Here is a 22,068-nt window from a genome sequence, read left to right on the forward strand (position 1 = left end):
CGCTCACCTTCCTGCCGAGTAGCCCTGCGCGCCGCGCGGGTTCGAAGCGGCCTGCAGCAGCCCGGTCTCCGGGTCACGGGTGACGCAGGAGAGCCGCCCCAGCGCCCAGTCACCGGCACGGGTGACCCGGTGGCCGCGCGCCTCGAGGCCTGCGATGACGTCCTCGCCCAGCCGGTCCTCGACGAGGGCACCGGCGGGTTCGAACGTGCGGGGCCAGAACGACCCCACGAGCGAGGTGGTGTGCATCGCGGGAGCGTCGATCGCCTGCTGCGGCGTGTAGCCGCCCACCAGGAGCCGGAGCACGAGGAGGAGCTGCCACTGGTCCTGCTGGTCGCCGCCCGGCGTGCCGAGCGCGATGACCGGCTGTCCGTCGCGGAGGACCAGCGTGGGCGAGAGCGTGGTGCGGGGACGCGCACCCGGCGTGAGAGCGGCGTTCCGTCCCTCGTCCAGCCACATCATCTGCAGGCGGGTGCCCAGGCAGAAGCCCAGACCGGGGATGGTGGGCGAGGACTGCAGCCAGCCGCCGGACGGCATCGCGGAGATCATGTTGCCCCACCGGTCCACGACGTCGATGTGGCAGGTGTCGCCGCGGACCGCACCGGTCTCGTCCGCACCGGGCTCGGCCGGATCCGCGGCCGTGAAGGGAGCGGCCGCGCCGGCCTCGGGCGCGGGCTCCTCCGCCGGACGTCCCGCGCCGGCACCCGGGACGGTGGGCTCGCCCACCCCGAAGCTGGAGAGGTCCGCGGACTGGGTGGCGGCGAACTCCGCCGCGGTGACGAGACGGGGCAGGTCCCCGGAGCTGCCGCCCACGGTGCCGGGGCGGGACTCCGCCGAGGCCCGCTCGCCGATGAGCGCGCGCCTGCTCGCGATGTACTCCTCGGAGAGCATCTCGTCCAGGTCGAGGTCGTTGTCGCCGAAGTGCGCGTCCCGGTCCGCGAGTGCGAGCTTGAGCGCCTCGAGGACGGTGTGGGCGCCCAGCTCCGTGGACGGGTCGAGCCTCTCGTCGTCGAAGCCGTCGAGGATGCGCAGCGCCTCGAGCAGGACGGGGCCCTGGCTCCAGTGCGGTACCTTGGCGATGGTGTGCCCGCGGAACTCGATCGTCGCTGCCTCCTCGAACCGCGCGGACGACTGCGCGAAGTCCTGCTCGGTGATGACCGCGGCGTAGTCACCGCCGTCCGAGTGGCGGTGCGGGCGGGAGAGGAACTCGCTCGCGAGCTTCGCCACGCGTCCCGTCGCCCATTCGCGGCGGGCGGCAGCGATCCGGTCCTCGCGCGTGCTCGCGTTCTCCCCGGCGGCGATGAGCTCGCGGAGCACCTGCGCGTACTCGGGGTTGCGGAACAGCTCACCGGGCTGGGGGATGCGGCCGTCAGGGATCCACTGCGCGGCGCTGCTGGGCCAGTGCTGCTCGAAGAGCTCGCGCACGGACTCGATCTGCTTGGTCACGCGCGCAAGGATGGGGAAGCCGTCCTCGGCATAGCCGATCGCGCAGTCGAGCACATCCGCAAGCTCCCAGGTGCCATGCTCCTGGAGGAGCAGGAGCCAGGCATCGACCGCGGCGGGCACGGCGGCGGCCAGACCGCCCGCGCCGGGCACGAGGTCGAGGCCCAGCGAACGGTAGTGCTCCACCGTCGCGCCCGCCGGGGCTGCTCCCTGGCCCATCATCACCACGGGAGTGCCCGGGGCCTCGGCGGTGGCGAACAGGCCGGTCATGTCCCCGCCCGGCCCGTTGAGGTGAGGTTCGACCACGTGCAGGACGAAGGCCCCGGCCGTCGCCGCGTCGAAGGCGTTGCCCCCGCGCTCCAGCACGGACTGCGAGGCCGCGGTGGCGAGCCAGTGGGTGGAGGAGGACATGCCGAACGTGCCCTGCAGGGTGGGCCGCGTGGTGTGCTCGCTGGGGGTGACGAAAGCGCTCATCGGTCGTTCTCCTTCGCTGCCGCGCCCGTCTCCGCGAGCGCGTCTCCGTTCTGGTCTCGTTCCATCATGGTGCCGCGTGCGCGCTCCTGTCGCCTCTTCGCCCGCAGCGCCCGGCGCTCACGCCGCGAGGTCCGCGCGAGCGCGGAGCCCGGGTCCAGCGCATCCCGCAGCGCATCGCCGAACAGGTTGAACGCGAGGCAGATGACGAGGATCGCCAGGCCGGGGAATACCGCGGCGGCCGGCGCTCGGTAGATGTACTGCTGTGCGTCGGAGAGCATGATGCCGAGGCTGGGGCTGGGCGGCTGGATGCCCAGGCCCAGGAACGACAGCATGGACTCGCCGATCACGGCGGTGGGCATGATGACGGTGGCCTGCACGATGATCGCGCTCACCGCGTTGGGCAGGATGTGGACGAACAGGATCCGCCAGGCGGAGGCGTCCATGGCGTGCGCGGCGCGGATGAAGTCCCGGTCCTTCAGCCGCAGCGTCTCGCCGCGCACCACCCGGATCATGGTGGGGATCTGCGCGATCCCCAGGGCCGCCGCCGCACTCGTGAGGCTGGCTCCCGCGATCGCCACGAAGCCCACCGCGAGGATGAGGAACGGGAACGCCAGCGCCACGTCCGTGAGCCGGGAGATGACCCGGTCGCAGGCCTTCCAGTAGCCGGCGAGCAGGCCGAGCGGCACACCCACCACCACGGCGAGGGCGACGGCCAGCAGACCCACCTGCATGGAGGCCCGCACGCCGAAGAGCAGGCGGGAGAGGGAGTCGCGCCCGAGGTCGTCCGTGCCGAGCACGTGGCCCACCGTGCCGGGGACCTGGTACGGGTGGGCGAAGTCCGTCTGCGAGAAGCCGTAGGGGGCGAGCCAGGGTGCGAACACCGCGGCACCCACGGAGAGGACGACGAGCACGGAGCCCAGCAGTCCCAGAGGCGTGCGGACGAGGGTGGCGAGTGCGCCTCGGCGGCGGTGTGCGGCGGGAGCGGCACCCGGCGAGCCCGCAGCGGGCGGGGAGCCGGCCTCGGTCCCGGCCCGGGATCCCGCGGCTGTGTCTGCGGAGGGGTGTGGAGCGGTCATGCGTGCGCAGCTCCTGTTCGGATGGTGGGGTTGATGACGGAGTAGAGCAGGTCCACCGCCAGGTTGATGACGATGTAGGCCGCGGTGATGACGAGGACCACGGCCTGGATGACCGGGTAGTCGCGGGCGAACACCGCGTCCAGGGTGAGCTTGCCCAGTCCCGGCAGCGCGAAGATGCGCTCCGTGACGACGGCGCCGGAGATCAGTCCGCCCAGCTGCAGGCCGATGATCGTCACGAGCACGATGAGCGAGTTCCGCAGTCCGTAGCGGAACAGGATGCGCGGACGGGAGAGCCCCTTGGCGCGGGCCGTGCGCACGTAGTCCGTGCCCATCGTCTCGATCATGGAGGCCCGCGTCTGCCGTGTGATGACCGCGGCGAGGCTGGTTCCCAGGATGACGGCCGGGAGGGTGAGGTAGTAGATGCCGCGGAGCGGGTCGGACAGGACGTCCACGTAGCCCGAGGCCGGGAACCATCCCAGCGTCACCGCCAGCAGGAGGATCGCGAGGAGGCCCAGCCAGAAGTTGGGCACGGACAGCCCTATGAGGGCCGCGAAGTTGGCGAGGGCCTCAGGCAGGCGGCCGCGGAAGCGCTCGGCCAGCATCCCCAGCAGGACGCCCGCGACCACGGCGACGAGGATCGCGTAGGCGGCGAGCCACAGCGTGACCGGCAGCGTCGTCGCGATCATCTCCGTGACGGACTGGCCGGTGCGGGTGGATTCGCCGAGGTTCCCGGTGACGATGCTGCCGAGGAACTTGGCGAACTGGACGACCACCGGCGCGTCCAGGCCCAGGTCGGCGCGGATCTGGGCGACGCGCTCCGGGGTGGCCTCCTCCCCGGCCATCGCGAGCGCCGGATCACCGGGCAGCGCGCGGACGCCGAAGAAGATGACGATCGCGGCGAGGACGAAGGTGAGAAGCGATTCGCCCACCTTGACGGCTGTGAAGCGGAGCATCAGCTCTCCTCCTCGAGGAATCCGGCACGGGACAGGTGGACGACGCCGTCGGAGTAGACCTGCACTCCCGCGATGTCGTCCGTGTAGGCGGTGAGGTTGCGCTGACGGTAGAGGTAGATGACGGAGTCGATCTCCTGCAGCCGGTCCACGACCTCGCCGTAGGCGTCCGCGCGCTCCTCCACGTCCGTGAGCTCCGCTGCGCGGTCGAGGCGCCTGTTGAGCTCCGCGTCGTCCACGCCGGTGTAGTTGTTGCCGCCGCCCGTGTAGTGGAAGTTGTAGAGGTTGCCGTGGGGGTCCACGCGCCCGGACCAGCCCAGCTGGACGGCCTCGAAGTCGCCGCGGTCCTGCACGTCCAGGAGGGCCGTGTACTCGACCGGACGGATGCTGAGGTCGAACCCGCCCTCGGCCAGCTGCGCCTGGAGCGCCTGGGCGAACCGCAGCGAGTCCTGCGAGTTCGTCACCTGGACGTCGATGGGGTACGGAACGGGAGCGCCGGCCTCCTCGAGGAGCTGCTTGGCACCGGCCGGGTCGTACTCCGGGCAGGTCCGGCTGGCCTCCGAGGCGAACGGCGAGGAGTCCGGGATGCCGGAGCAGGCGGGCAGGTACCAGCCGTTGAAGACGGTGTTGACGAGCGCCTCGCGGTCCACCGCCATGGACAGGGCCTGACGGACCCGGGGGTCCTCGGACAGCGGCGTGGGCTCCGCGCCCTCGGGCAGGCGGTCGAGGTTGACGGTCAGCCCCTGGTAGCCCAGCGACTCGACCGCCAGGGTGCCGATCCCGGACTCCTGCTGCAGCGCATCGATGTCCTGCGGGGAGATCATGTCCGCCACCTGCACGTCACCGGAGCGGATGTTGGCGGCGCGGATGTTCGCATCCGTCATGATGCGGTACTCGATGCTGTCGAGGTGCACCTCGTCGCGGGCGTAGTAGTTCGGATCCGCGGTGACGGTGATGCTGGTCTGCGGGATCCGCTCCGCGAACTTGAACGCGCCCACGCAGACGGGCGCATCGCCGAAGTCGTCGCCCTTCTCCTCCAGCGCCGTGGGCGACATGATCATGCCGGCGCGGTCGGCCATCGCCGCGGTGAAGGGTGCGAAGGGGGTCTCGAAGGTGACCCGGACGGTGTCCTCGTCCAGGGGCACGACGTCCTCCACCGGCCCCATCTCCGAGACCCGGGCGGAGTCCTCGTCCGTGAGGTTGCGGGTGAGCGTGGTGACGACGGCGTCCGCGTCGAACTCCGTGCCGTCCGCGAAGCGCACGTCGTCCGTGCGCAGCGGGATGTCCACGGTGCGCCCGTCCTTGGAGATCCGGGGCATCTCCGCGGCGAGCATGGGGACGATCGCCCCGTTCGCATCGATGTCGTAGAGCTTCTCGCACATCGTCTGCATGACGTACCGGGTGTAGAGGGAGTTCGAGGTGGTGGGGTCCAGGCGGTCCGGTTCGGAGGAGAGGGCCATGACGAGATCGCCGCCCTCGGCCGGGGCGCGGTCGCCGAACTCCACCTCCGTCACGTCCTCGCGCTGCGGCGCGGGGCCCAGGTCCTGGAGCGGGATGCAGCCGCTGAGCACGAGCGCCAGTGCGCCCGCGGAGAGCACCGCGAGGGATTGCCGTCTTCTGGTCGTCACATGGGCTCCCGTCCCCCGCCCCGCGGAGCTGCGATCCGCTAGGGCAGATTGAACACAATTCTCTACCGTCAGACTCTTTGTATACATTTTCGGAGTCTGAGAAGTCCATGAGCCGTCCACAGTGCGGACGTTCGGGGTGGCCGCCGCTCCCCGCCCCCGCCGCACCCTCGAGCAGGTCCTCGTACGCGCTCACACACCCACATGCGGGCCCACACACCCTCGGGCGAGCCCACACATCCTCGGGCGGGCCCACACACCCCCTCGTGCGCACTCTCACACACTCACCCGGAAGCTACGTCTGCGTACGGGCCGCGTTGGGCGGCCTGTACGCCGACGTAACTTCCGGAGCAGCGGGATCACGCAGCCCGAGGGGGCCCAGCCCTGGGATGGAAGGTTGGAGTTCAGGAGGCTCAGGCGGCCTCGGGCGGTTCGACACGGCGGAACTGCTGATTCCCGTCCCGGTCACGGACGACGATGCCCAGCTCCAGCAGCGACTCCCGCGCTCGGAACGCCTCTCCCTCCTTCTTGTCCATCAGCGCGTAGCCGCGAGAGCGCAGCAGCTCCTCAGCCTCGGGTTCCAGCGCCTCTTCGCCGTCCACCCAGGTCCGGTACTCGGCCTCGCGAGGATCGCCCCGCCCCCGCCACCGGAGTCCATGTGCAGCGAACGCCGCCTCCAGCTGCGCGAGGAGCACTCCATCCGTAGGTGCGCGGAGCAGCTCCAGACCCCGCGCATCTGCGAGCACGAGCTCGTCCGCGTCCGCGTAGGCCTCGGCAATGCGCGCATACGGGACGAACCTGCTGCTCTCCTTGCGCACCACTCGCACGCCGCCAGCGCCCACCTCCACGCGGCCCAGCCCCTCGCTCCAGCCCGCAGCGATGAGCAGCCCTGCCACCAGGCCCGCGAGCATCAGGACGGGCACGGCCCAGGGCAACGGGAGCAGGCCGGCCAGTCGCAGAGGCGCTGGGGCATCTCCCAGCAGCCCCAGCAGCCAGCCCAGGACCGGCCGCACCACGAAGGCCGCACCGAGGCCCACCAGCGCTCCAGCGATGCAGAACCCCGCGGTCCACCGCCGAGGCACTTTCACGACGACAGGCTCACTCATGACCATTCCCTTCCTCATGCCCCTGAACCCCAGAGTCCGCTGGCCCCGGATCTTCAGATTCGGAGTCCCCGGCGCCGGGGTCCCCGGCACCGAGATAGCCCAGCGCAGTCCGCCGCACCTCACCGGTGACGTCGCGCCCCTCACCGCCGTTGAGGAAGGCCGCATCCACGATCGCCAGAAGCCACGCCGCAGCGGCTTCCGGGTCCCCGAGGTCTGCGACGAGCCCGCGCTCGGCAGCACTGCGCAGCATCTCCGCCAGCCCGGTGCGAAGCGTTTCCGCAGTCCCCTCGACGACTTCGAGGAGCTGCGGGTCCTCTCCCGCACGGCGCAGCAGCTCCACCACGAGGCCTGCTGCATAGGGACTCCCCGCGTCAGCGGCCTGCTGCTCCAACAGCCAGAGAGCGCCGGTGAGGGGATTCCGGAACGCGGAAGCCCGCGCGAGAGCGGCCTCGGCGTCAGGACGGTCGGCTTCGAAGATCGCCCGGAACACCGCCGCCTTGTCGCCGAAGTGGTAGAACACCGTCCCGGAGCTCACGCCGGCTGCGCGGGCGATCTGCGCCGCACTGGTGCTGGCATACCCCTGCATGGCGAACAGCTGGGCAGCGGCACCGATGATCGCCGCACGACGCTGCGCGGCGCGGGCTGGATCGACAGGGCGCGCCATGAGACTCGCCTCCATTCATTAACTGAGTGATCAGTTAATAGTGTACAGAGGAGTGCGCGAACCGGCACGCCGCGATTATGCCCACCCGCACGGCTTCCCACCGATCCCGAGAACTTCCGCTCGACCCACCACGGCTGACGGGGACTCGCTCCGGACCGGCCGGCAGATCCGTCACATCCTTGCGAACTCTCAGTTCACTTCATAATATGCTCATATTAATAATGAGCACTCAATGAGGAGGCCGCTCCATGTCTTCGCTGTTCCCTCACCTCTTCAGCCCTGTCAGCCTGGGCCCGCTCCGCCTGCGCAACCGCATCGTCTCGTCAGGACACGACACCATGCTGGCCGAGGACGGACTCATCGGCCCGGACCTGGTGGCCTATCACGAGCGCCGGGCCGCGGGCGGGGCGGGCCTCTTAGTGCTGCAGGTCTCCGGGGTGCACGAGACGGCCCGCTACACGAGCCACGTCCTCATGGCCACGGAGCCGGAGTCCGCGGACGGCTACCGGGCGGTCGCGGATGCCGTCCACGCCCACGGCGCCGGCATCCTCGCACAGCTCTTCCACCCCGGCCGGGAGGTCATGGACGGCGAACAGGGAATGGCTCCGCAGGCAGTGGCGCCCAGCGATGAGCCGCAGGAGCGCTTCCACGTCATACCCGAGCCCCTGGAGATCGGGACCATCCGGGAGATCATCCGGGGATACGGACGCGCGGCCGCGCGCATCTGCGGCGCCGGAATCGACGGCGTCGAGGTGGTCGCAAGCCACGGCTACCTCCCTGTGCAGTTCATCAACCCCCGTGTGAACACCAGAACCGATGAGTACGGCGGCTCGCCGCAGGGCCGCATGCGATTCCTGCTGGAAGCGATCGAGAGCACTCGCGCCGCCGTCGGTCCCGGCAAGGTGGTGGGGTTGCGCATCTCCGGCGACGACCTGACGAGCAACGGCATGGCGAGCGGCGAGTTCCTCGAGGTGGTCCGCGCCGTGGAGGACCAGGGACTGCTCGACTACATCTCCGTGACGGCCGGCGACTCCTCCACCCTCCAGGGCGCTCAGCACATCGTGCCGCCCATGCAGTACGAACCCGTCTACGCCGGTCGGCTCTCAGCGGAGGTGAAGAAGGCCACCGAACTCCCCGTCATGGTCGCGGGCCGGATCAACCAGCCCCATGAGGCGGAACAGGCGATCCGCGAGGGCCTCACCGACCTCTGCATCATGACCCGGGCGATGATCTGTGATCCAGAGATCGCAGTGAAGGCAGAACGGGACGCGGTCGATGAGATCCGCGCCTGCATCGGCTGCAACCAGGCGTGCATCGGACACTTCCAGCAGGGCGTGGGCATCAGCTGCATCCAGCATCCTGAATCGGGACGAGAGCTGACCTTCCTCCCTCGCCCCGCCGTGCGGAGGAGAGCGCGGCTGCTTGTGGTCGGAGGCGGTCCCGCGGGCCTCAAGGCAGCAGCCGTGGCCGCCGAAGCCGGAGCCGAGGTGCTGCTCGTCGAGCGTGAGCGCCGCGTGGGCGGGCAGGTGCTGCTGGCCGAACGGCTGCCGCACCGTGCCGAGTTCGGAGGTGCGGTGACGAACCTCGAGGCCGAGGCCCGCCGCGCCGGGGCCTCGATCCTCACCGGAGCGCCGCTCTGTGAGGAGATGCTCGACTCCTTCGCCCCGGATCAGGTCCTCCTGGCGACCGGATCCACCGATCGTGAGCCCGCGGTCGAACTCATCGACGAACCTGAGATCCTCACTGCCCGGCAGTTCCTCGCGGAGACGCACGAACTCGCCCGGGGCGGTGTGCTCATCGCCGATTGGAAGGGAGACTGGGCCGGTCTGGGGATCGCCGTGGCGCTGGCCCGCAGGCGCCCGGTCACCCTCGCCACAGCGGCGAGCTCCCCGGGAGCCGCCGTCCAGCAGTACACGCGGACCGCGCTCATGGCGGAACTCGTGCGCTCCGGCGTGACGTTCGTGAATGACGTCCGCCTCGCCGGCCTCGACGCGAGCACCGCCTATCTGCAGTCCACTCTCTGCGATGAGGTGCTGGAAGTCGACGACGTCACGACGACGATCGTCAACCACCCGCCGCGGGCGCAGACGCCGGACGTGGACTTCGGCGCGATCCCCACGGTGCGGATCGGAGACTGCAGGGCGCCGCGAACTGTGGAGGAGGCCGTCTACGAGGGCCTCGTCGCAGCCAACGAGTTCATTCTGCAGCCGGACACCGCGCGGGTCCGCCCATGAGCACGCGCGGCGGGCGGCCGGCTCTGACGGAGAACGAGGTGGAGCAGCGGAAGGCGACCATCCTCTCTGCCGCACTGGAGCAGATCAGCGAACGCGGCACAGCCGGCGTGCGGATGAAGGACGTCGCACGAGCCGCGAACATGTCCATCGGCACGATCCAGTACTACTTCGACTCGAGGGAGGAGCTGGTGCTCTCCGCCTACAGGAGACACTCGGAGGACGTCGTGAACCGGGTGAAGCCGCCCGTCCTCGGTGAGAAGGACCCGTGGGAGGGTCTGCGGCAGGCGCTGCACGACTTCCTGCACGTCGCTGACTTCACCATGCGCACGCGCCTGTGGATCGAACTCGTCGCCGCATCCGCACGCGATCCTCAGCTGCTGGCGCTGCTGGACAGCGTCTTCCTCACGTGGAAGCAGGTGATCCGGGATCTCATCGACGCCGGTATCGCCGACGGCACATTCTCTCCGCGGGTAGCGCCTGAGATCGCGGTCGATGCGCTCCTCGCACAGCTAGACGGCTTCGAGATCGCGCATGCCACCGGTGCGCGCGGCACGGACGTCGCACGGATCGAATCCGTTCTGCAGCAGACTGCGCGCGCCCTGCTGGGAGTGCGTGCTCCAGCAGAGAAGCCACCCGCGTGCCCGGAGACGGACACGCCTCGTGACTGAGTAGGCGATCACGAGCGGGACGAGTCGCGCGAACGCTCTGCGTCCGTTCGTCCCCACTGATACGGAGGCCCTGCCTCCGGAGGAAGGAAGACCCAATGGCGGGATCCATCATCGTGTCGATCGTGTACAGCGCCGTACCGATCCTCGCAATCCTCATCGGCTTCACCGTGGTGCGCCGCGACTACGGCAGGCCTCCGGGGGAGCCGTCACAGCCGCGTGTGCCCGGAAGCACACGGCAGACTCCGGCGGGACAGGAGGAGAGCTGAGGTGTTCGCACTCGCAATCTTCGGCAGCTTCGTCCTCTATCTGGTGATCGGCGCGGCAGTGGGTCGGACGGTGAAGGACAAGTCCGACTACTACGTGGCCGGCCGCGCCGCCCCCACCTTCCTCGTCGCGGGCACGCTCGTCGCGTCATTCCTCTCGACGGTCTCATTCATGGGCGAGCTGGGATTCTCCTACGACGGATACCCACTCGTCATGCTGCTCCTCACCGCGTTCAACATCTCCGGATACCTGGTGGGGGTGGTCTTCTTCGGAAGATACCTCCGCCGTTCCCAGGCGCTCACCGTCCCGGAGTACTTCGGCAAGCGTTTCGACTCACCCGGCCTCCAGGCTCTGGCCGGCATCATGGTTGTCGTGGGGATCGGCCTGTACCTGGTGGCGGTGACACAGGGTCTGGTCCTGGTGATGGGACAGCTCATCGATGTTCCCCAATGGGTCATCCTCATCGCAGTCTGGGCTGCGTACACGATCTTCACTCTGCTGTCCGGCTCACGAGGAGTGCTGGTCAACGACACCATCATGTTCGTCGTGTTCACCGCCGCAGCGATCATCGGCATGGGGTGGCTGATCGGCAGGGCAGGCGGGCCGGTCGCCGCCATGCAGAAGATGGCACAGCTCGCAGAGAAGCCTGACGGCATCGCCTGGCACGGACTCACGGGTGCGGACAACTACATCGGGTCGCCGCTGCAGGCCGTCATCTACGCCGTCACGTTCGGAATCGTGTGGTGCACCGTGGTCGCAGTGAGTCCGTGGCAGTCGAGTCGCTTCCTCATGGCTCGGAACGAACACGTCGCAATCCGTTCCGCGCTGTTCGCCACCGCGGCCCTCGCCATCACCTATCTGTTCCTCACCTTCGGCGGGTTCTCGATCAACCTCTTCGACTCGGGCATCGAGCCATCGGAAACCGCATTCATCTGGGCCGCGCAGAATGTCCTGCCCTCCCTGCTGGGGGTCATCGCCGTCACCGGCATCGTCGCTGCAGGTCTGTCCTCCGCGGCATCCTTCCTCTCTCTGATCGGGTTCTCCGCTGCGAACGATGTGCTCCCCTACCTCTCCGGCAACCGCCGGCGGGACGCGGAGACTCGTGTCGTCGGGGCCGAGGCGGCAGCCGGGGACAACGACACCGCGGGCCTCCGGGTGGCACGGTGGACGATGCTGGTGGTCGGACTGGCGGTGCTGGCCGTGACTTCAGTGGCTCCGCCGGCGGTCCTCACCATCGGCTACTTCGCAGCGACTCTCTTCGCCGCCTCGTGGGGGCCCATCGCATTCTGGAGCGTGTGGTCGGAGAAGCTCTCCGCCCGTGGCGCAGCATCCGGAATGATCGCCGGATTCGCAGTGGTGGCTGTGTTCGAATCGCTCAGTGAGTTCGGCGGTCTGGAGCTTCCGGACTTCCTGAACTCCACAATCCTGGGATTCGCCGCTTCCATCATCGCCACCGTGGTGGGCAACACTGGCACGAAACCGCCGGAGGCCGGGAACGCCTTCCGCAGGAAGCTCATGCATGTGCCCGCCGAGGATCAGGACCCTGCCAAGTATCGGGTCACCCGCACGTGGATGATCGTCACAGTGGCGATCCTCGCGCTCTGCAGCGTCGCTCTGATTGCGCTCTACGTGGTCCCCTACGCCCCCTTCGCAGGCTGAGGGCCCGGGAGCAGGACGCCGGGTTGTCACTCCTTGGAGCTGAAGGCCCGCTTGATCAGCAGATAGACGACCACGGCCACCGCCGCGACGACGAGGAGCTTGACTGCGAGCCGCACGAGGGAGAAGACGATCCCCACCAGCCACCAGGCGATGACGAGTGCCAGGATCGCGCCGACGACGCTCCACACGGTGCTCCTATTCATACCTCCACGGTAGAAGCCGCGGGAGCGCAGGCGCAACAGCGCGCCGGGGGAACCCTCGCGTCCGTGGCTCCTGGCACACTCGGAGGCATGGACTTCGATCAGCCGCCGGTCGTCTCCGTCCGGCACAGCGAGGACGCAGCACCCGCTTCCGGCACGTGGCCCATGACCGTGCCCGCGGTGGCTCAGATCCTGGCGGAGGGGCTCCGGCTGGATCACGGAGTCACGTTCCTCGTGGGTGAGAACGGCTCCGGCAAGTCCACGATCGTCGAAGGCATCGCGGAGGCCTACGGCCTCAACCCGGAGGGCGGAAGCACCCATGCCCGCCACGTCACCCGGCGCACGGAATCCCCACTGGCGGAGTGGCTCCTGCTCCAACGCGGGGCGGGCAAGCGGCGCTGGGGCTTCTTCCTCCGGGCGGAGACCATGCACTCCCTCTACACGTACATGGAGAGCGTCCAGGGCCCCGCCGATCCTCAGTTCCACCAGCTGAGCCACGGGGAGTCCTTCAACGCCCTGCTCGATTCACGGTTCACCCGGCCCGGCTTCTACTGCCTCGACGAGCCCGAGGCTGCGCTCTCCTTCAGCTCCACGCTCCGGCTGCTGTCCGCGCTCAGCGAGCTCGCGGCAGCGGGCGGCCAGGTCCTCTGCGCCACCCATTCCCCGATCCTCGCCTCCCTCCCGGGCGCGCGGATCCTCGAGGTGGGTGCGTGGGGTCTGCGGGAGACCGACTGGGAGCGCCTGGAGCTCGTACAGCACTGGAAGCGCTACCTGGAATCGCCGGAACGCTACCTCCGGCACCTCCTCGATGAGCGCTAAGTGAGGGAAGCAGCAGCAACGTCCGTACTTTAGGGACTAAAGTAAGGCCCCGAAGGCGAGCACCACACTTTAGGGACTAAGACAAGCTCATCTGCACGTCCGTCCGGACTCCATGACACGACGGGTCGCACGGATCTGGTGCGCTCCCACGCCGCCTCACTCCTGCCGCACAGGCGTCTCCAGCACTGTCTCCCCGCGAGGCCCGGCGAGCACCGCCCGGAAGCCCGGGCACGCCGCCTCCTCCACGGTGAAGGAGCCGCCGTCCGCGCCCGAGGCCGCGAGCACTCCCAGCGCGGCGGCCAGTGCCGCGGGGTCCGGAGCGAAGAATTCGAGACGTTCCAGCGTGAGCGCCGCTTCTCCCGCCCCGCTGACGCCCGGAGCGGCTGCCGAGCCGGTCTCGGACGCGGAAGCACCGGTCTCGGGCGCGAAGCCACCGGCCTCGGGCGTGGAAGGACCGGCCGCGGAAGCCGGATCACCAGCGCCCTGGCGCAGCGTCCGAGCCGGATGCGGGGACTCCGCCCAGTCGATGAGGAAGGGCTGAGCCCCGCCGTACGCCAGCGGCGCGCGCCGGGTGAGGCGCCATTCGAGGCGGCCTCCCTCCGGGGTGTCCCGTGCCATGTCGAACACGGCGCCGTAGTCCACTCCGGCCTCGTCCGCCGCAGCCACCGTCGCATCGAGATCGTCCGGGTGGACGGCCCAGCGCTGCGCGGCCATCCGGTCGAAGCCCGCCAGCTGCGCGGCGGCCAGTGCCGGGTCCTGCGCAGGATCGGGTCCGAGGATCTCGAGGTAGGTGAGCGAGTCCGCGCCCCATCCGCGTGGGATCAGCGGGACGAGGTGGTTGGCCGTGCCGCGGCCCGGGTGGCTCCCGCCCGGCACGGACTTCGCCCCGGTGAGCTCCTCGAACTCGGCGACCCCGGCCGCCAGCTCCGGCACCGCGACGACCAGGTGATCGAAGGTGGAGGGGATCCCGCTCGCAGTGGGGCGCGCCGGCACGGCCTCACTCTCACCGCCCCGCGCGGGCACGGCCTCGCTCACAGCTCGACCGAGCCGGTGGGGCCGGCGAGCACCGCGCGGAGGAGACCGTCGCCCTGCACCACTTCCGTGTCGGGAGCACCGGCTGCAGCGAGCACGGCCGCGAAGTCCTCCGGTTCAGGCACGAGCACCTCGAACGACTCCAGCGTGAGGACCGGCAGATCCGCCTGCGAAGGGTGCCTCGTCTGCTGCCAGTCGATGAGGAAGGGCTGGAGCCCGTCATGCGGCAGCTCCTCACGGGAGGTGAGACGCCACTCGAGGAGCGTGCCCTCCGGGTCCCGGCGGGACATGTCGCGCACCTCGCCCACGTCCGCACCGGAATCGGCGGCGGCCTGCACGGCGGCGTCGAAGTCCTGCGGCCTCACCGCCCAGGTCCGCAGCACCGGCTCCGTCACCGTGTGCACACCCAGCGGCAGCGCAGTCCCAGCCGGAATCACCTGCTCCGGGTCCGGACCGAGGATCTCCAGATAGGTGCGCGGACGGCCCTCGTCCACCCAGCCCTGCGGCTCCAGCCGCACCAGGTAGTTGGCGGTGCCGAGGCCCACGTGCCGGCCCCCGAACACCGGCGTCACACCGGTGCGCTCCGCGAAGGCGGCCACACCGGCTTCCAGGTCCGGGACTTCGTAGACGAGATGGTCGAGGATCTGCGGGATAGCCATGCCCCGACGATACAGATCCACGCACCGGCTGGTCACACGCTGCCAGCTGCCGGACAAGCAGGCCGAGCCGAGCGGCCAGTGCCAGTCCGGGCGGGCCAGGCAACCAGCCAGCCGGTCCGGGCGGGCCGCACACGCCGATCCCGCAGGGGCCTCGGGCGGGCCCGTCTCAGTCGTCCGGGCGGGCCGTCACGGTGTGCGTGCCGTCCGGACTGCGGGTGATGACGTCGCCGTGCTGTGCCGCGAGCTCCTGGATCTCCTCCTCGTCCGCTCTGCGATACCCCACCTCTGCGTCGTAATCGACCTCCGCGTCCCCCAGCACGTTCCGCGCCGCGTCGTTGACCGCGTCCAGCGCACCGCTGCCGCTGGACTCCTCACCGCTGTCCCCGCGGCGCGTGGGGCCGGGACCGTCAGCGGCCTCCCGCGCACGGCTGGGACCGTTCCTGCCGTCGTGTCCGTTCTGGTCTGCCATGGCATCCTCCCCTTGCTCGACGGAGCCGCTCAGAGGAGCGGTGCCATCGACGCTACTCGCTCCGCCGGGTGTGCAAAAGGGGGTGCGTGCAGCACCGCCGGGAGGGAGGAGCACCGGGAGACGGCCTCCTCTGGCACCCTTGGCTCATGACGGTGACGATTGCCCAGATCGCAGAACGGCTCAAAGACTCGCAGGAGACCATCGCGAACGAGGCCGCAGACCGTCTGTTCACGGAGCTGGCCTCCTATGCGGCGGTGCCGCGCGCCCTGATCCTGGAATCCGCCCGCACCAATGTGAGCCGCGGCGTCGACACGCTCATCAGCCGCAGCGCGCCCACCCGCGCGCAGGTCGGCGAGGACCGGGACACCACGCGCGACCGGATCGAACGAGGCGTCCCCATCCAGGACATCATCCGCGCCTACCGCATCTGCCTCAGCGTCACCCACGCACGCTTCCTCAGCCTCGCGCAGGAGCACGGTCTGCCGGCCGAGGAGACCCTCACCGGGTCCACGCTGCTCTGGGAGGTGGGCGACTGGTTCGTGGCGGGAGCGGCCGCGGAGTACCGGGACCATGCCGGCGCCGAAGCCGTCCAGCACTCCCTGGCCCGAGGCTCGCTGGTCACGGACCTCCTCCAGGACCGTGCGGACGAGCCGCACGTCCTGCACCGCGCGGTGGGCTTCGGCATCGACCCGGAGCACTCCTACTCGGTGCTCATCGCCGGCCCGCCGCCGGAGCGCCCCGCCCGTTTCCTCGCAGAACTGGAGCGCGCCTGCCGCGGCCCCCATGCCGCAGCCCTGCTGGCGCAGGTGGGTGAGCGGATCATCGGCCTGGCCGCACAGCCGCCCGCTCTCCGGGTGAGCACACCCGTGGCGGTGGGCACGCCGGCACCGCTCACGGAGCTCTCGTCCTCCGCGGGGATCGCAGAGAGGATATGGCGGTTCGTCCGCACCCGGGAACCCGGCGTCCACACACTGTCCACCTGCTCCTGGCGTCTCGCCGTGGCGGAGGAGCCGGAGATCGGCGATCACCTGGTTCAGAGCCTCCTCACGCCCCTGCGACCGCGGACCGCCACCGGGGCGGAGCTCCTCTCCACCCTGCGCACGCTCCTTGCGGTCGGCATGAATGTGCGGCTGGCGGCCGAGGAGCTGCTCGTACACGAGAACACGGTCCGCTACCGCCTGCAGCGCTGCCGCGAACGCACGGGGCGCCGTCTGGAGACGCTGCCCGAGCTGTTCGAGCTCGCCTGGGCGCTGGAGGCCTGGGACACGGACGCCGCAACTCCGCACGGCACGGGCGCCGCGTCACCGGACTAGGCGGGCGCTGCGTCTCCGGAATAGACGACGCCACGGCTCCGGAGCAGCACGCCACGGAACTGTGGAGATCTACAGATTTCGCCGCTGAAGTCTGGGGAGCGCTCTCTCGCGCTCGGCCCCCGCACGGAGCAGAATCGACAGCGAGAGCCTGCCTCGGTAGAGGCGTGACGCGGAGGCGCTGCGACCGCGCCCGCCACGCACCCGGCATCACAGCGCAGGCCGCATAGTCGACGAGGACAGCAGGGAGCACCACACATGCCAGAGACGCCTGAGAGGTCGACTGCCGAACACGCTGCGGCGGGCACCCACGCGCCTTCCGCCGCGCCTTCCGCCGTTCACCGGTCCGCCGGTGCGGCTCCCACCGAGCACACGTTCGCCGAGCTGTGGGCGGCCACAGTCGCCGCCCGCCCGGACGCGCCCTTCCTCCTGTTCCCCGATCCCGTGCCCTCGTCCACGGAACAGGCCGCCTCCTCACCTCCGGCAGCCGGTTCGGAGCACGCTGCCGCCTCACCGCCCGCAGCCGATCCGGAGCCCCTGCGCCCTCCCGCACAGTGGACCTACCGAGAGTTCGACGCGGTGGTGCGCGGGACAGAAGGCGTCCTCCGTGCGCACGGGGTCGCCCCCGGTGACGCCGTGCACGTCTGCCTGCGGAACTGCCCGGGGTTCGTCGCCGTCTGGCTGGCCGCCGCCCGGATGGGCGCCTGGATCGTCCCCGTGGACCCGGAATCGAGCTCCCGCGACATCGCGGACCACCTCGCGCGCATCTCCCCGGTCCTCGGCATCTGTGCCGAGGCCCGGGCCTCCGTCTACCGCGAGCGTGCGGATGACTCGCCGATGGCAGTCCTCGAACTGACGGAGACGAGCCGGGACCTCGCGCCCGGCGGCCTGCTCCATCCCGCCTCGGCGGCTTCCGCCCTGTCCGCGGCCGCGCCGGTGACCGCCGCCTCCCCGGCAGCCGCCGCCTCCTCGGCCGAGTCCACCGAGGCTCCCCTCCCTCCTACCCCGGAGAACCGGCTGGCCATCATGTTCACCTCGGGCTCCACCTCCCGCCCCAAGGGAGTGGAGCTCACACAGGCCAACTACGCGCAGGTGGGACCCGCCATGGCCTCCGCCGCGCACCTGGGCCCACAGGACCGCTGGTTCGTGAGCCTGCCCCTGTTCCATGCGAACGCGCAGTACTACTGCTTCGCCTCCGCGATCGCCGCGGGCGCCTCCGTGGCGCTGGCGCCGCGGTTCTCCGCAAGCCGCTGGGCGGAGCAGTGCCGGGACCTGGAGGCGACGCACGCGAGCCTGTTCGCGGCTCCGGCCCGCATGATCCTGGCGCGGACGCCGCCGGAGACCGCCCCGCTCGCGCTCAGGCACGTCTGGTTCGCCCAGCCGCTGAGCACCGCGCACTACGAGGGGCTGAGCCGCCTGGCCGGATGCGCGCCCCGGCAGCTGTACGGGATGACGGAGACCGTCGCCGCGGTCACCTGCGACGCCGCCGATCCGCCGCGGCCGGAGACCATCGGCCGTCCGCTCCCTGGGCGGCTGATCGTCCTGCTCGATCCGGTCACCCATGCCGAGGCCCCCGCCGGCGAGCCGGGCGTCATCGCCGTGGACGGCGAGCCCGGCGTCGACCTGTTCGCGGGCTACCTCGACGATCCGGAGACCACCGCCCGCACGTTCACCCGCGACGAGCACGGCCGCAGGCTGTTCCTCACCGGCGATCTCGCCGTGTGTGAGCCCGACGGCAGGCTCCGGTTCATCGGCCGCACCGACGACGTCATCAAGGTCGCGGGCGAGAACGTGAGCCTGTCCGAGGTGGAGACGGCCGCGGCCGAGGCCCCCGGCGTGAGCGAGGTCGCCGTCATCGCCGTGCCCGACGAGATCCGCGACGCGGTGCCGGAGGCCCACTTCGTGCCCGAGGTCCCGGATGCGCCGCCCAGCGAGGCGCAGCTGCACGCATGGGCCGAGCGGAACCTCGCGCCCGCCGCACGACCCCGGGCCTGGCATCGGATCGACGCGCTGCCGCGCACCAGCGTCGGGAAGATCCGGCGGTTCCTGGTGGGCCGCAGCGAGCCGGCCTGACGCCGCGCCGCACAGCAACCACACTACACAGCGCCACAGTCACATCCACACGAAGGAAGATCGATGAAGATTTCCGCACAGATCGCGGCCGCTGCGGTCGCAGTGCTCACATTCTCAGGCTGTGCCGGCGGCATCGGCAAGGAGGCGAACACGCTCACGCTCGGATTCGCCCACGTCGTAGGCGAGGACTCCGCACTCGGAGAGGCGGCCAAGGCGATGGTCGCGGCCATCGAGGAGGAGTACGACGGCACGGTCGAGACCGAGTACTACTGGGCCGGCGCCCTGGCCGGCGGCCCGGAGCTGCTCCACGCGGTGGGAGACGGCCGGACCGAGCTGGCCAACTCCCCCGCGGCCTACTCCGCGAACGAACTCCCGGCGGCGACGTGGACCGACACGCTCCCGGCTCTCGCCGGCCCGGCGCCGCTCGCCACCGCGATGGCCGGTTCAGCGGCCCACACCCAGCTGTTCCGGGAGCCGCTGCTCACGGAGGAGTACGCGGCACAGGGCGTCACCCCGCTGGGCGTCCTCATCCCGGACTACTTCTACATGGTGTGCAACACGCCCGTGGAGTCCGCCGAGGACGCCCGCGGGCTCCAGGTCCGCGCAGGCAGTCCCACGCACACGCGGGAGCTCGAGGCGCTGGGCATGACACCGGTGTCCATCGAATGGGGAGAGACCTACGACGCCCTCTCCCGCGGCACCATCGACTGCACCCTCACCTCCCTCTCCGGCGCCGTGGACCTCGGCCTCTACGAGAACGCGAAGCACGTGGCGATGGTGCCCTTCGCGCCCACCGTGCTCCCCGTGCTCATGAACACGGACGCCCTCGAATCGCTCGACCCGGACATGCAGGACTTCATGCGCACGGAGGCCGTCGCCGCCTACCTGCGCGGATACATGAAGGCCGGCATCGCGGACAACCAGGAGCTCTATGCCGAGGGCGGAGCCCTTGCCGAGGACGGCGACGTCACCGTCACCCAGCCCGGGGAGCTCATCGCGGAGCTCGACGAGTTCCGCGCGGCCGAGCTGGAGGAGCTGCCGGGGAAGGCCCCCGAGAGCGTCGAGGATCCGGCCGCGGTCATCGAGGACTACACCGCGGACATGGCGCAGTGGCGAGCGCGGTTCTCCGAGCTCTCCGGCATCCCCGAGGACGGCTACGCCACGCCGGAGGAGACGATCGCCGGCGTCGAGTCGGTGACCGACCCGGACGCCCTCGTCGACTCCTTCGTCGACGAATTCAGCGCCGAGGCGCTCACCCCCAGTGCAGACTGACACCACCGCCGGAGAAGACCATCAGTACGGGAAGGGAACGGACATGCAGAGAATCGCCGTCGTCGGAGCGGGCTCGCTCGGCACCATCACCGGAGCGCTCATCGCGGAACGCGGGTACGAGGTCGTGCTGGTCGACGCGAACGCCGCGCACGTGGAGGCGCTGAATCGGTCCGGTGCACACATCACGGGCCACATCGACCGGGTCGTTCCGGTCACCGCCGCCCTCCCGCAGGACGTGACCGGGGAGTTCGACCTCGTCATCCTGCTGACCAAACAGGTCTACACGGAGCAGGCTCTCGAACCGTTCCTCGGGAGGCTGAGCCCCGAGGGCGTCGTCTGCACCCTGCAGAACGGCACACCGGAGCAGCACGTGGCCGAGATCGTCGGGGCCGAGCGCACGCTGGCCGGCAATGTGCGGTTCTCCGCCATCTACCGCGGGCCCGGCGAGTCGCAGCTGGCGACCACCTGGGAGCAGACGCTGGCGCACTCCTTCGACGTGGGCGAGCTCGACGGCAGCCTCACCGACCGGCTGAGGGAGACCGCGGAGATCCTCTCCAGCGTGGGGCACTGCGGGCTCACGGACAACATCACCGGCATGAAGTGGTCGAAACTGCTCATCAACTCGACGTTCAGCGGCCTCTCCGCCGCGTGCGGCGGCACCTTCGGTGAGGTGATCGACGCCCCGCCCCTCATGCGGGCCGCCCTCCACCTCCTCGACGAGGGCATCCGCGCGGGCCAGGCCGCGGGCATCGACATCGAGAGCCTCGGGCCCGCGCCCATCGACGCCTTCACCCTGGACGGGGAGTGGAGCGCGGAGCGGACCATCGCCTTCTTCACCGATTCGATCGAGAAGCACCGCCAGGCCGAGGCCAGCATGCTCCAGGACCTGCGCAAGGGCATCGACTGCGAACGCGACTTCATCAACGGACGCGTGATCGAGGTCGCGGAGAGGCACGGCGTCGAGGTGCCGTTCAACCGCCTGGCGTACACGCTCATCTCACAGGCGGAGGCGGAGAGGACCGTCCCCCGGTTCGCGGACGGCGTGGCGGCGTTCGAGGAGCTACTGGCCGGCGTGGAGCCGGCCCCTGCCGAGGGCGCTGCGGCGGGAGGCCTGCGATGAGATTCGCGCGTCTGAGAACCGCAGACGGTCAGGAGCTGGGCCTGGTGGCCGAGGATCTGTTCCACCCGGTGCCCGGGTACAGGGACGTGTCCGAGGCGATCGAACGCGGAGCGGACCTCCACGCCCTCGGCGAGGCCGCGCGCAGGGAGGACGGCCGGGCCTTCGACGAGGAGGATCTCGCCTCACCGCTGCGCCCGCCCGCCATGCGCGACTGCATGTGCTTCCACGAGCACATCCGCAACTGCAGCCCCGAGGGCGCCCTGGACCCTCTGCACTCGCAGTTCCCCGCGTTCTACATCAGCAACGGCAACGCGGTGATCGGCCCTCGGGAGGACGTGCGGATCCCGCCGGAGAGCGCGCGCTTCGACGTCGAACTCGAGCTGTGCGCCGTGCTCGCCCGTGCGGTCTCCAACCCCACTCCGGAGGAAGCACGGGCGGCGATCCTCGGCTACACCACGTACCTCGACTGGAGCGCCAGGGACCTGCAGATGCAGGAGATGACGCTCCGGCTGGGGCCGGCGAAGGGGAAGGACTCCGCGACGACGCTGGGGCCGTACTTCGTCACGGCGGACGAGTTCGCGGGCAGGGAGTCCGGCCTGTCCTACGACGTCCCGATGCGCGCCTGGATCAACGGACGGCAGATCACGGCGGGGAACTGGAACACCATCAACTGGAACATGGGCGACGTCATCGCCTATGCCGCCCGCGGCACGACCCTCTCCGCCGGTGAGGTGCTGGGCTCCGGCACGGTGGGCGGGGGCGGCCTCATCGAGCACGAGCTGACCGGCTCGGAGACGTTCACTCGATATCTGCGGCCCGGCGACGTCGTGGAGACCTCGATCGACCTGCTCGGCTCCACCCGCCAGCGCATCGTCGAGGGGCTCCCCGTCCATCCGCTCTCCAGCGGATACTGATCTCCAGCGAATACCGAGCGGGGCTGCCGCGCTCCGCGGG

General features: G+C 70.2%; 20 protein-coding genes. 10 read left to right on the top strand and 10 right to left on the bottom strand.

What is annotated here, in order from left to right; all coding sequences use genetic code 11:
* Positions 1–3: 3 nt before the first annotated feature.
* The 6 genes from Q0A33_RS13755 to Q0A33_RS13780 all read right to left on the bottom strand — a co-directional run bounded on the left by Q0A33_RS13755 (position 4) and on the right by Q0A33_RS13780 (position 7,335).
* Entirely contained in the window at positions 4–1,914 is a 1,911-nt protein-coding gene (locus tag Q0A33_RS13755; RefSeq protein ID WP_291797928.1) for a gamma-glutamyltransferase, read from the bottom strand.
* On the bottom strand, positions 1,911–2,990 hold the full coding sequence (locus Q0A33_RS13760) for an ABC transporter permease (protein WP_291797932.1): 1,080 nt from the start codon (positions 2,988–2,990) through the stop codon (positions 1,911–1,913). Before Q0A33_RS13760 ends, Q0A33_RS13755 begins: the two co-directional genes overlap by 4 nt.
* Positions 2,987–3,943, bottom strand: a complete 957-nt coding sequence (locus Q0A33_RS13765) for an ABC transporter permease (protein WP_291797935.1) — start codon at positions 3,941–3,943, stop codon at positions 2,987–2,989. Before Q0A33_RS13765 ends, Q0A33_RS13760 begins: the two co-directional genes overlap by 4 nt.
* On the bottom strand, positions 3,943–5,568 hold the full coding sequence (locus Q0A33_RS13770) for an ABC transporter substrate-binding protein (protein ID WP_291797938.1): 1,626 nt from the start codon (positions 5,566–5,568) through the stop codon (positions 3,943–3,945). Before Q0A33_RS13770 ends, Q0A33_RS13765 begins: the two co-directional genes overlap by 1 nt.
* A 410-nt stretch (positions 5,569–5,978) precedes the next feature.
* Positions 5,979–6,671, bottom strand: a complete 693-nt coding sequence (locus tag Q0A33_RS13775) for a hypothetical protein (RefSeq protein ID WP_291797941.1) — start codon at positions 6,669–6,671, stop codon at positions 5,979–5,981.
* Complete coding sequence (locus Q0A33_RS13780; protein ID WP_291797944.1) at positions 6,664–7,335, bottom strand: TetR/AcrR family transcriptional regulator; 672 nt, start codon at positions 7,333–7,335, stop codon at positions 6,664–6,666. The genes Q0A33_RS13775 and Q0A33_RS13780 overlap by 8 nt, the downstream gene beginning before the upstream one ends.
* A gap of 248 nt (positions 7,336–7,583) precedes the next feature.
* On the opposite strand from Q0A33_RS13780, the gene Q0A33_RS13785 reads away from it, so the two are divergent.
* The 4 genes from Q0A33_RS13785 to Q0A33_RS13800 all read left to right on the top strand — a co-directional run bounded on the left by Q0A33_RS13785 (position 7,584) and on the right by Q0A33_RS13800 (position 12,160).
* Positions 7,584–9,569: an FAD-dependent oxidoreductase gene (locus Q0A33_RS13785; RefSeq protein ID WP_291797947.1), complete on the top strand. Its 1,986-nt coding sequence runs from the start codon at positions 7,584–7,586 to the stop codon at positions 9,567–9,569.
* A complete protein-coding gene (locus Q0A33_RS13790; protein ID WP_291797950.1) occupies positions 9,566–10,237 on the top strand; it encodes a TetR/AcrR family transcriptional regulator in 672 nt (223 codons plus the stop codon). The genes Q0A33_RS13785 and Q0A33_RS13790 overlap by 4 nt, the downstream gene beginning before the upstream one ends.
* Before the next feature lie 95 nt (positions 10,238–10,332).
* Positions 10,333–10,503 (top strand): hypothetical protein, encoded by a 171-nt coding sequence (locus tag Q0A33_RS13795; RefSeq protein WP_291797954.1) that lies wholly within the window; start codon positions 10,333–10,335, stop codon positions 10,501–10,503.
* Position 10,504: 1 nt separating this feature from the next.
* Entirely contained in the window at positions 10,505–12,160 is a 1,656-nt protein-coding gene (locus Q0A33_RS13800; protein WP_291797957.1) for a sodium:solute symporter family protein, read from the top strand.
* A 26-nt stretch (positions 12,161–12,186) separates the two neighbouring features.
* Here the strand turns inward: Q0A33_RS13800 and Q0A33_RS13805 are convergent, their stop codons facing one another.
* On the bottom strand, positions 12,187–12,363 hold the full coding sequence (locus Q0A33_RS13805) for a hypothetical protein (protein ID WP_291797960.1): 177 nt from the start codon (positions 12,361–12,363) through the stop codon (positions 12,187–12,189).
* Positions 12,364–12,450: 87 nt separating this feature from the next.
* Between Q0A33_RS13805 and Q0A33_RS13810 the strand changes: the two genes are divergently transcribed.
* Complete coding sequence (locus Q0A33_RS13810; protein WP_291797963.1) at positions 12,451–13,179, top strand: AAA family ATPase; 729 nt, start codon at positions 12,451–12,453, stop codon at positions 13,177–13,179.
* A 156-nt stretch (positions 13,180–13,335) separates the two neighbouring features.
* On the opposite strand, the gene Q0A33_RS13815 is transcribed toward Q0A33_RS13810, so the two are convergent.
* The 3 genes from Q0A33_RS13815 to Q0A33_RS13825 form a co-directional block, all read right to left on the bottom strand.
* Positions 13,336–14,172 (bottom strand): VOC family protein, encoded by an 837-nt coding sequence (locus Q0A33_RS13815; RefSeq protein WP_291797966.1) that lies wholly within the window; start codon positions 14,170–14,172, stop codon positions 13,336–13,338.
* A 38-nt stretch (positions 14,173–14,210) separates the two neighbouring features.
* Positions 14,211–14,870: a VOC family protein gene (locus Q0A33_RS13820; RefSeq protein ID WP_291797968.1), complete on the bottom strand. Its 660-nt coding sequence runs from the start codon at positions 14,868–14,870 to the stop codon at positions 14,211–14,213.
* 166 nt (positions 14,871–15,036) lie between these two features.
* A complete protein-coding gene (locus Q0A33_RS13825; protein ID WP_291797971.1) occupies positions 15,037–15,339 on the bottom strand; it encodes a hypothetical protein in 303 nt (100 codons plus the stop codon).
* A 146-nt stretch (positions 15,340–15,485) separates the two neighbouring features.
* Between Q0A33_RS13825 and Q0A33_RS13830 the strand changes: the two genes are divergently transcribed.
* The 5 genes from Q0A33_RS13830 to Q0A33_RS13850 all read left to right on the top strand — a co-directional run bounded on the left by Q0A33_RS13830 (position 15,486) and on the right by Q0A33_RS13850 (position 22,028).
* Complete coding sequence (locus Q0A33_RS13830) at positions 15,486–16,652, top strand: helix-turn-helix domain-containing protein (protein WP_291797974.1); 1,167 nt, start codon at positions 15,486–15,488, stop codon at positions 16,650–16,652.
* Between the two features lie 255 nt (positions 16,653–16,907).
* Positions 16,908–18,722 carry a class I adenylate-forming enzyme family protein gene (locus Q0A33_RS13835; RefSeq protein ID WP_291797977.1) on the top strand — a complete coding sequence of 605 codons (1,815 nt, stop codon included), beginning with the start codon at positions 16,908–16,910 and terminating at the stop codon, positions 18,720–18,722.
* A gap of 63 nt (positions 18,723–18,785) precedes the next feature.
* A complete protein-coding gene (gene dctP, locus Q0A33_RS13840) occupies positions 18,786–19,994 on the top strand; it encodes a TRAP transporter substrate-binding protein DctP (protein ID WP_291797981.1) in 1,209 nt (402 codons plus the stop codon).
* 43 nt (positions 19,995–20,037) lie between these two features.
* Entirely contained in the window at positions 20,038–21,114 is a 1,077-nt protein-coding gene (locus Q0A33_RS13845; protein ID WP_291797984.1) for a 2-dehydropantoate 2-reductase, read from the top strand.
* Complete coding sequence (locus tag Q0A33_RS13850) at positions 21,111–22,028, top strand: fumarylacetoacetate hydrolase family protein (protein WP_291797987.1); 918 nt, start codon at positions 21,111–21,113, stop codon at positions 22,026–22,028. The genes Q0A33_RS13845 and Q0A33_RS13850 overlap by 4 nt, the downstream gene beginning before the upstream one ends.
* The last annotated feature ends 40 nt before the right edge of the window (positions 22,029–22,068 follow it).

Origin of the sequence: Brevibacterium sp., from assembly GCF_022712115.1 — a bacterium.
GTDB classification, from domain to species: Bacteria; Actinomycetota; Actinomycetes; order Actinomycetales; family Brevibacteriaceae; genus Brevibacterium; species Brevibacterium salitolerans.

Excerpts from the sequence above, each read along its gene's own strand:
- Q0A33_RS13755 (WP_291797928.1), bottom strand. The coding sequence starts at position 1,914 with ATGAGCGCTTTCGTCACCCCCAGCGAGCACACCACGCGGCCCACCCTG.
- Q0A33_RS13760 (WP_291797932.1), bottom strand. The coding sequence starts at position 2,990 with ATGACCGCTCCACACCCCTCCGCAGACACAGCCGCGGGATCCCGGGCC.
- Q0A33_RS13765 (WP_291797935.1), bottom strand. The coding sequence starts at position 3,943 with ATGCTCCGCTTCACAGCCGTCAAGGTGGGCGAATCGCTTCTCACCTTC.
- Q0A33_RS13775 (WP_291797941.1), bottom strand. The coding sequence starts at position 6,671 with ATGAGTGAGCCTGTCGTCGTGAAAGTGCCTCGGCGGTGGACCGCGGGG.
- Q0A33_RS13780 (WP_291797944.1), bottom strand. The coding sequence starts at position 7,335 with ATGGCGCGCCCTGTCGATCCAGCCCGCGCCGCGCAGCGTCGTGCGGCG.
- Q0A33_RS13785 (WP_291797947.1), top strand. The coding sequence starts at position 7,584 with ATGTCTTCGCTGTTCCCTCACCTCTTCAGCCCTGTCAGCCTGGGCCCG.
- Q0A33_RS13790 (WP_291797950.1), top strand. The coding sequence starts at position 9,566 with ATGAGCACGCGCGGCGGGCGGCCGGCTCTGACGGAGAACGAGGTGGAG.
- Q0A33_RS13795 (WP_291797954.1), top strand. The coding sequence starts at position 10,333 with ATGGCGGGATCCATCATCGTGTCGATCGTGTACAGCGCCGTACCGATC.
- Q0A33_RS13805 (WP_291797960.1), bottom strand. The coding sequence starts at position 12,363 with ATGAATAGGAGCACCGTGTGGAGCGTCGTCGGCGCGATCCTGGCACTC.
- Q0A33_RS13810 (WP_291797963.1), top strand. The coding sequence starts at position 12,451 with ATGGACTTCGATCAGCCGCCGGTCGTCTCCGTCCGGCACAGCGAGGAC.
- Q0A33_RS13820 (WP_291797968.1), bottom strand. The coding sequence starts at position 14,870 with ATGGCTATCCCGCAGATCCTCGACCATCTCGTCTACGAAGTCCCGGAC.
- Q0A33_RS13825 (WP_291797971.1), bottom strand. The coding sequence starts at position 15,339 with ATGGCAGACCAGAACGGACACGACGGCAGGAACGGTCCCAGCCGTGCG.
- Q0A33_RS13830 (WP_291797974.1), top strand. The coding sequence starts at position 15,486 with ATGACGGTGACGATTGCCCAGATCGCAGAACGGCTCAAAGACTCGCAG.
- Q0A33_RS13835 (WP_291797977.1), top strand. The coding sequence starts at position 16,908 with ATGCCAGAGACGCCTGAGAGGTCGACTGCCGAACACGCTGCGGCGGGC.
- dctP (WP_291797981.1), top strand. The coding sequence starts at position 18,786 with ATGAAGATTTCCGCACAGATCGCGGCCGCTGCGGTCGCAGTGCTCACA.
- Q0A33_RS13845 (WP_291797984.1), top strand. The coding sequence starts at position 20,038 with ATGCAGAGAATCGCCGTCGTCGGAGCGGGCTCGCTCGGCACCATCACC.
- Q0A33_RS13850 (WP_291797987.1), top strand. The coding sequence starts at position 21,111 with ATGAGATTCGCGCGTCTGAGAACCGCAGACGGTCAGGAGCTGGGCCTG.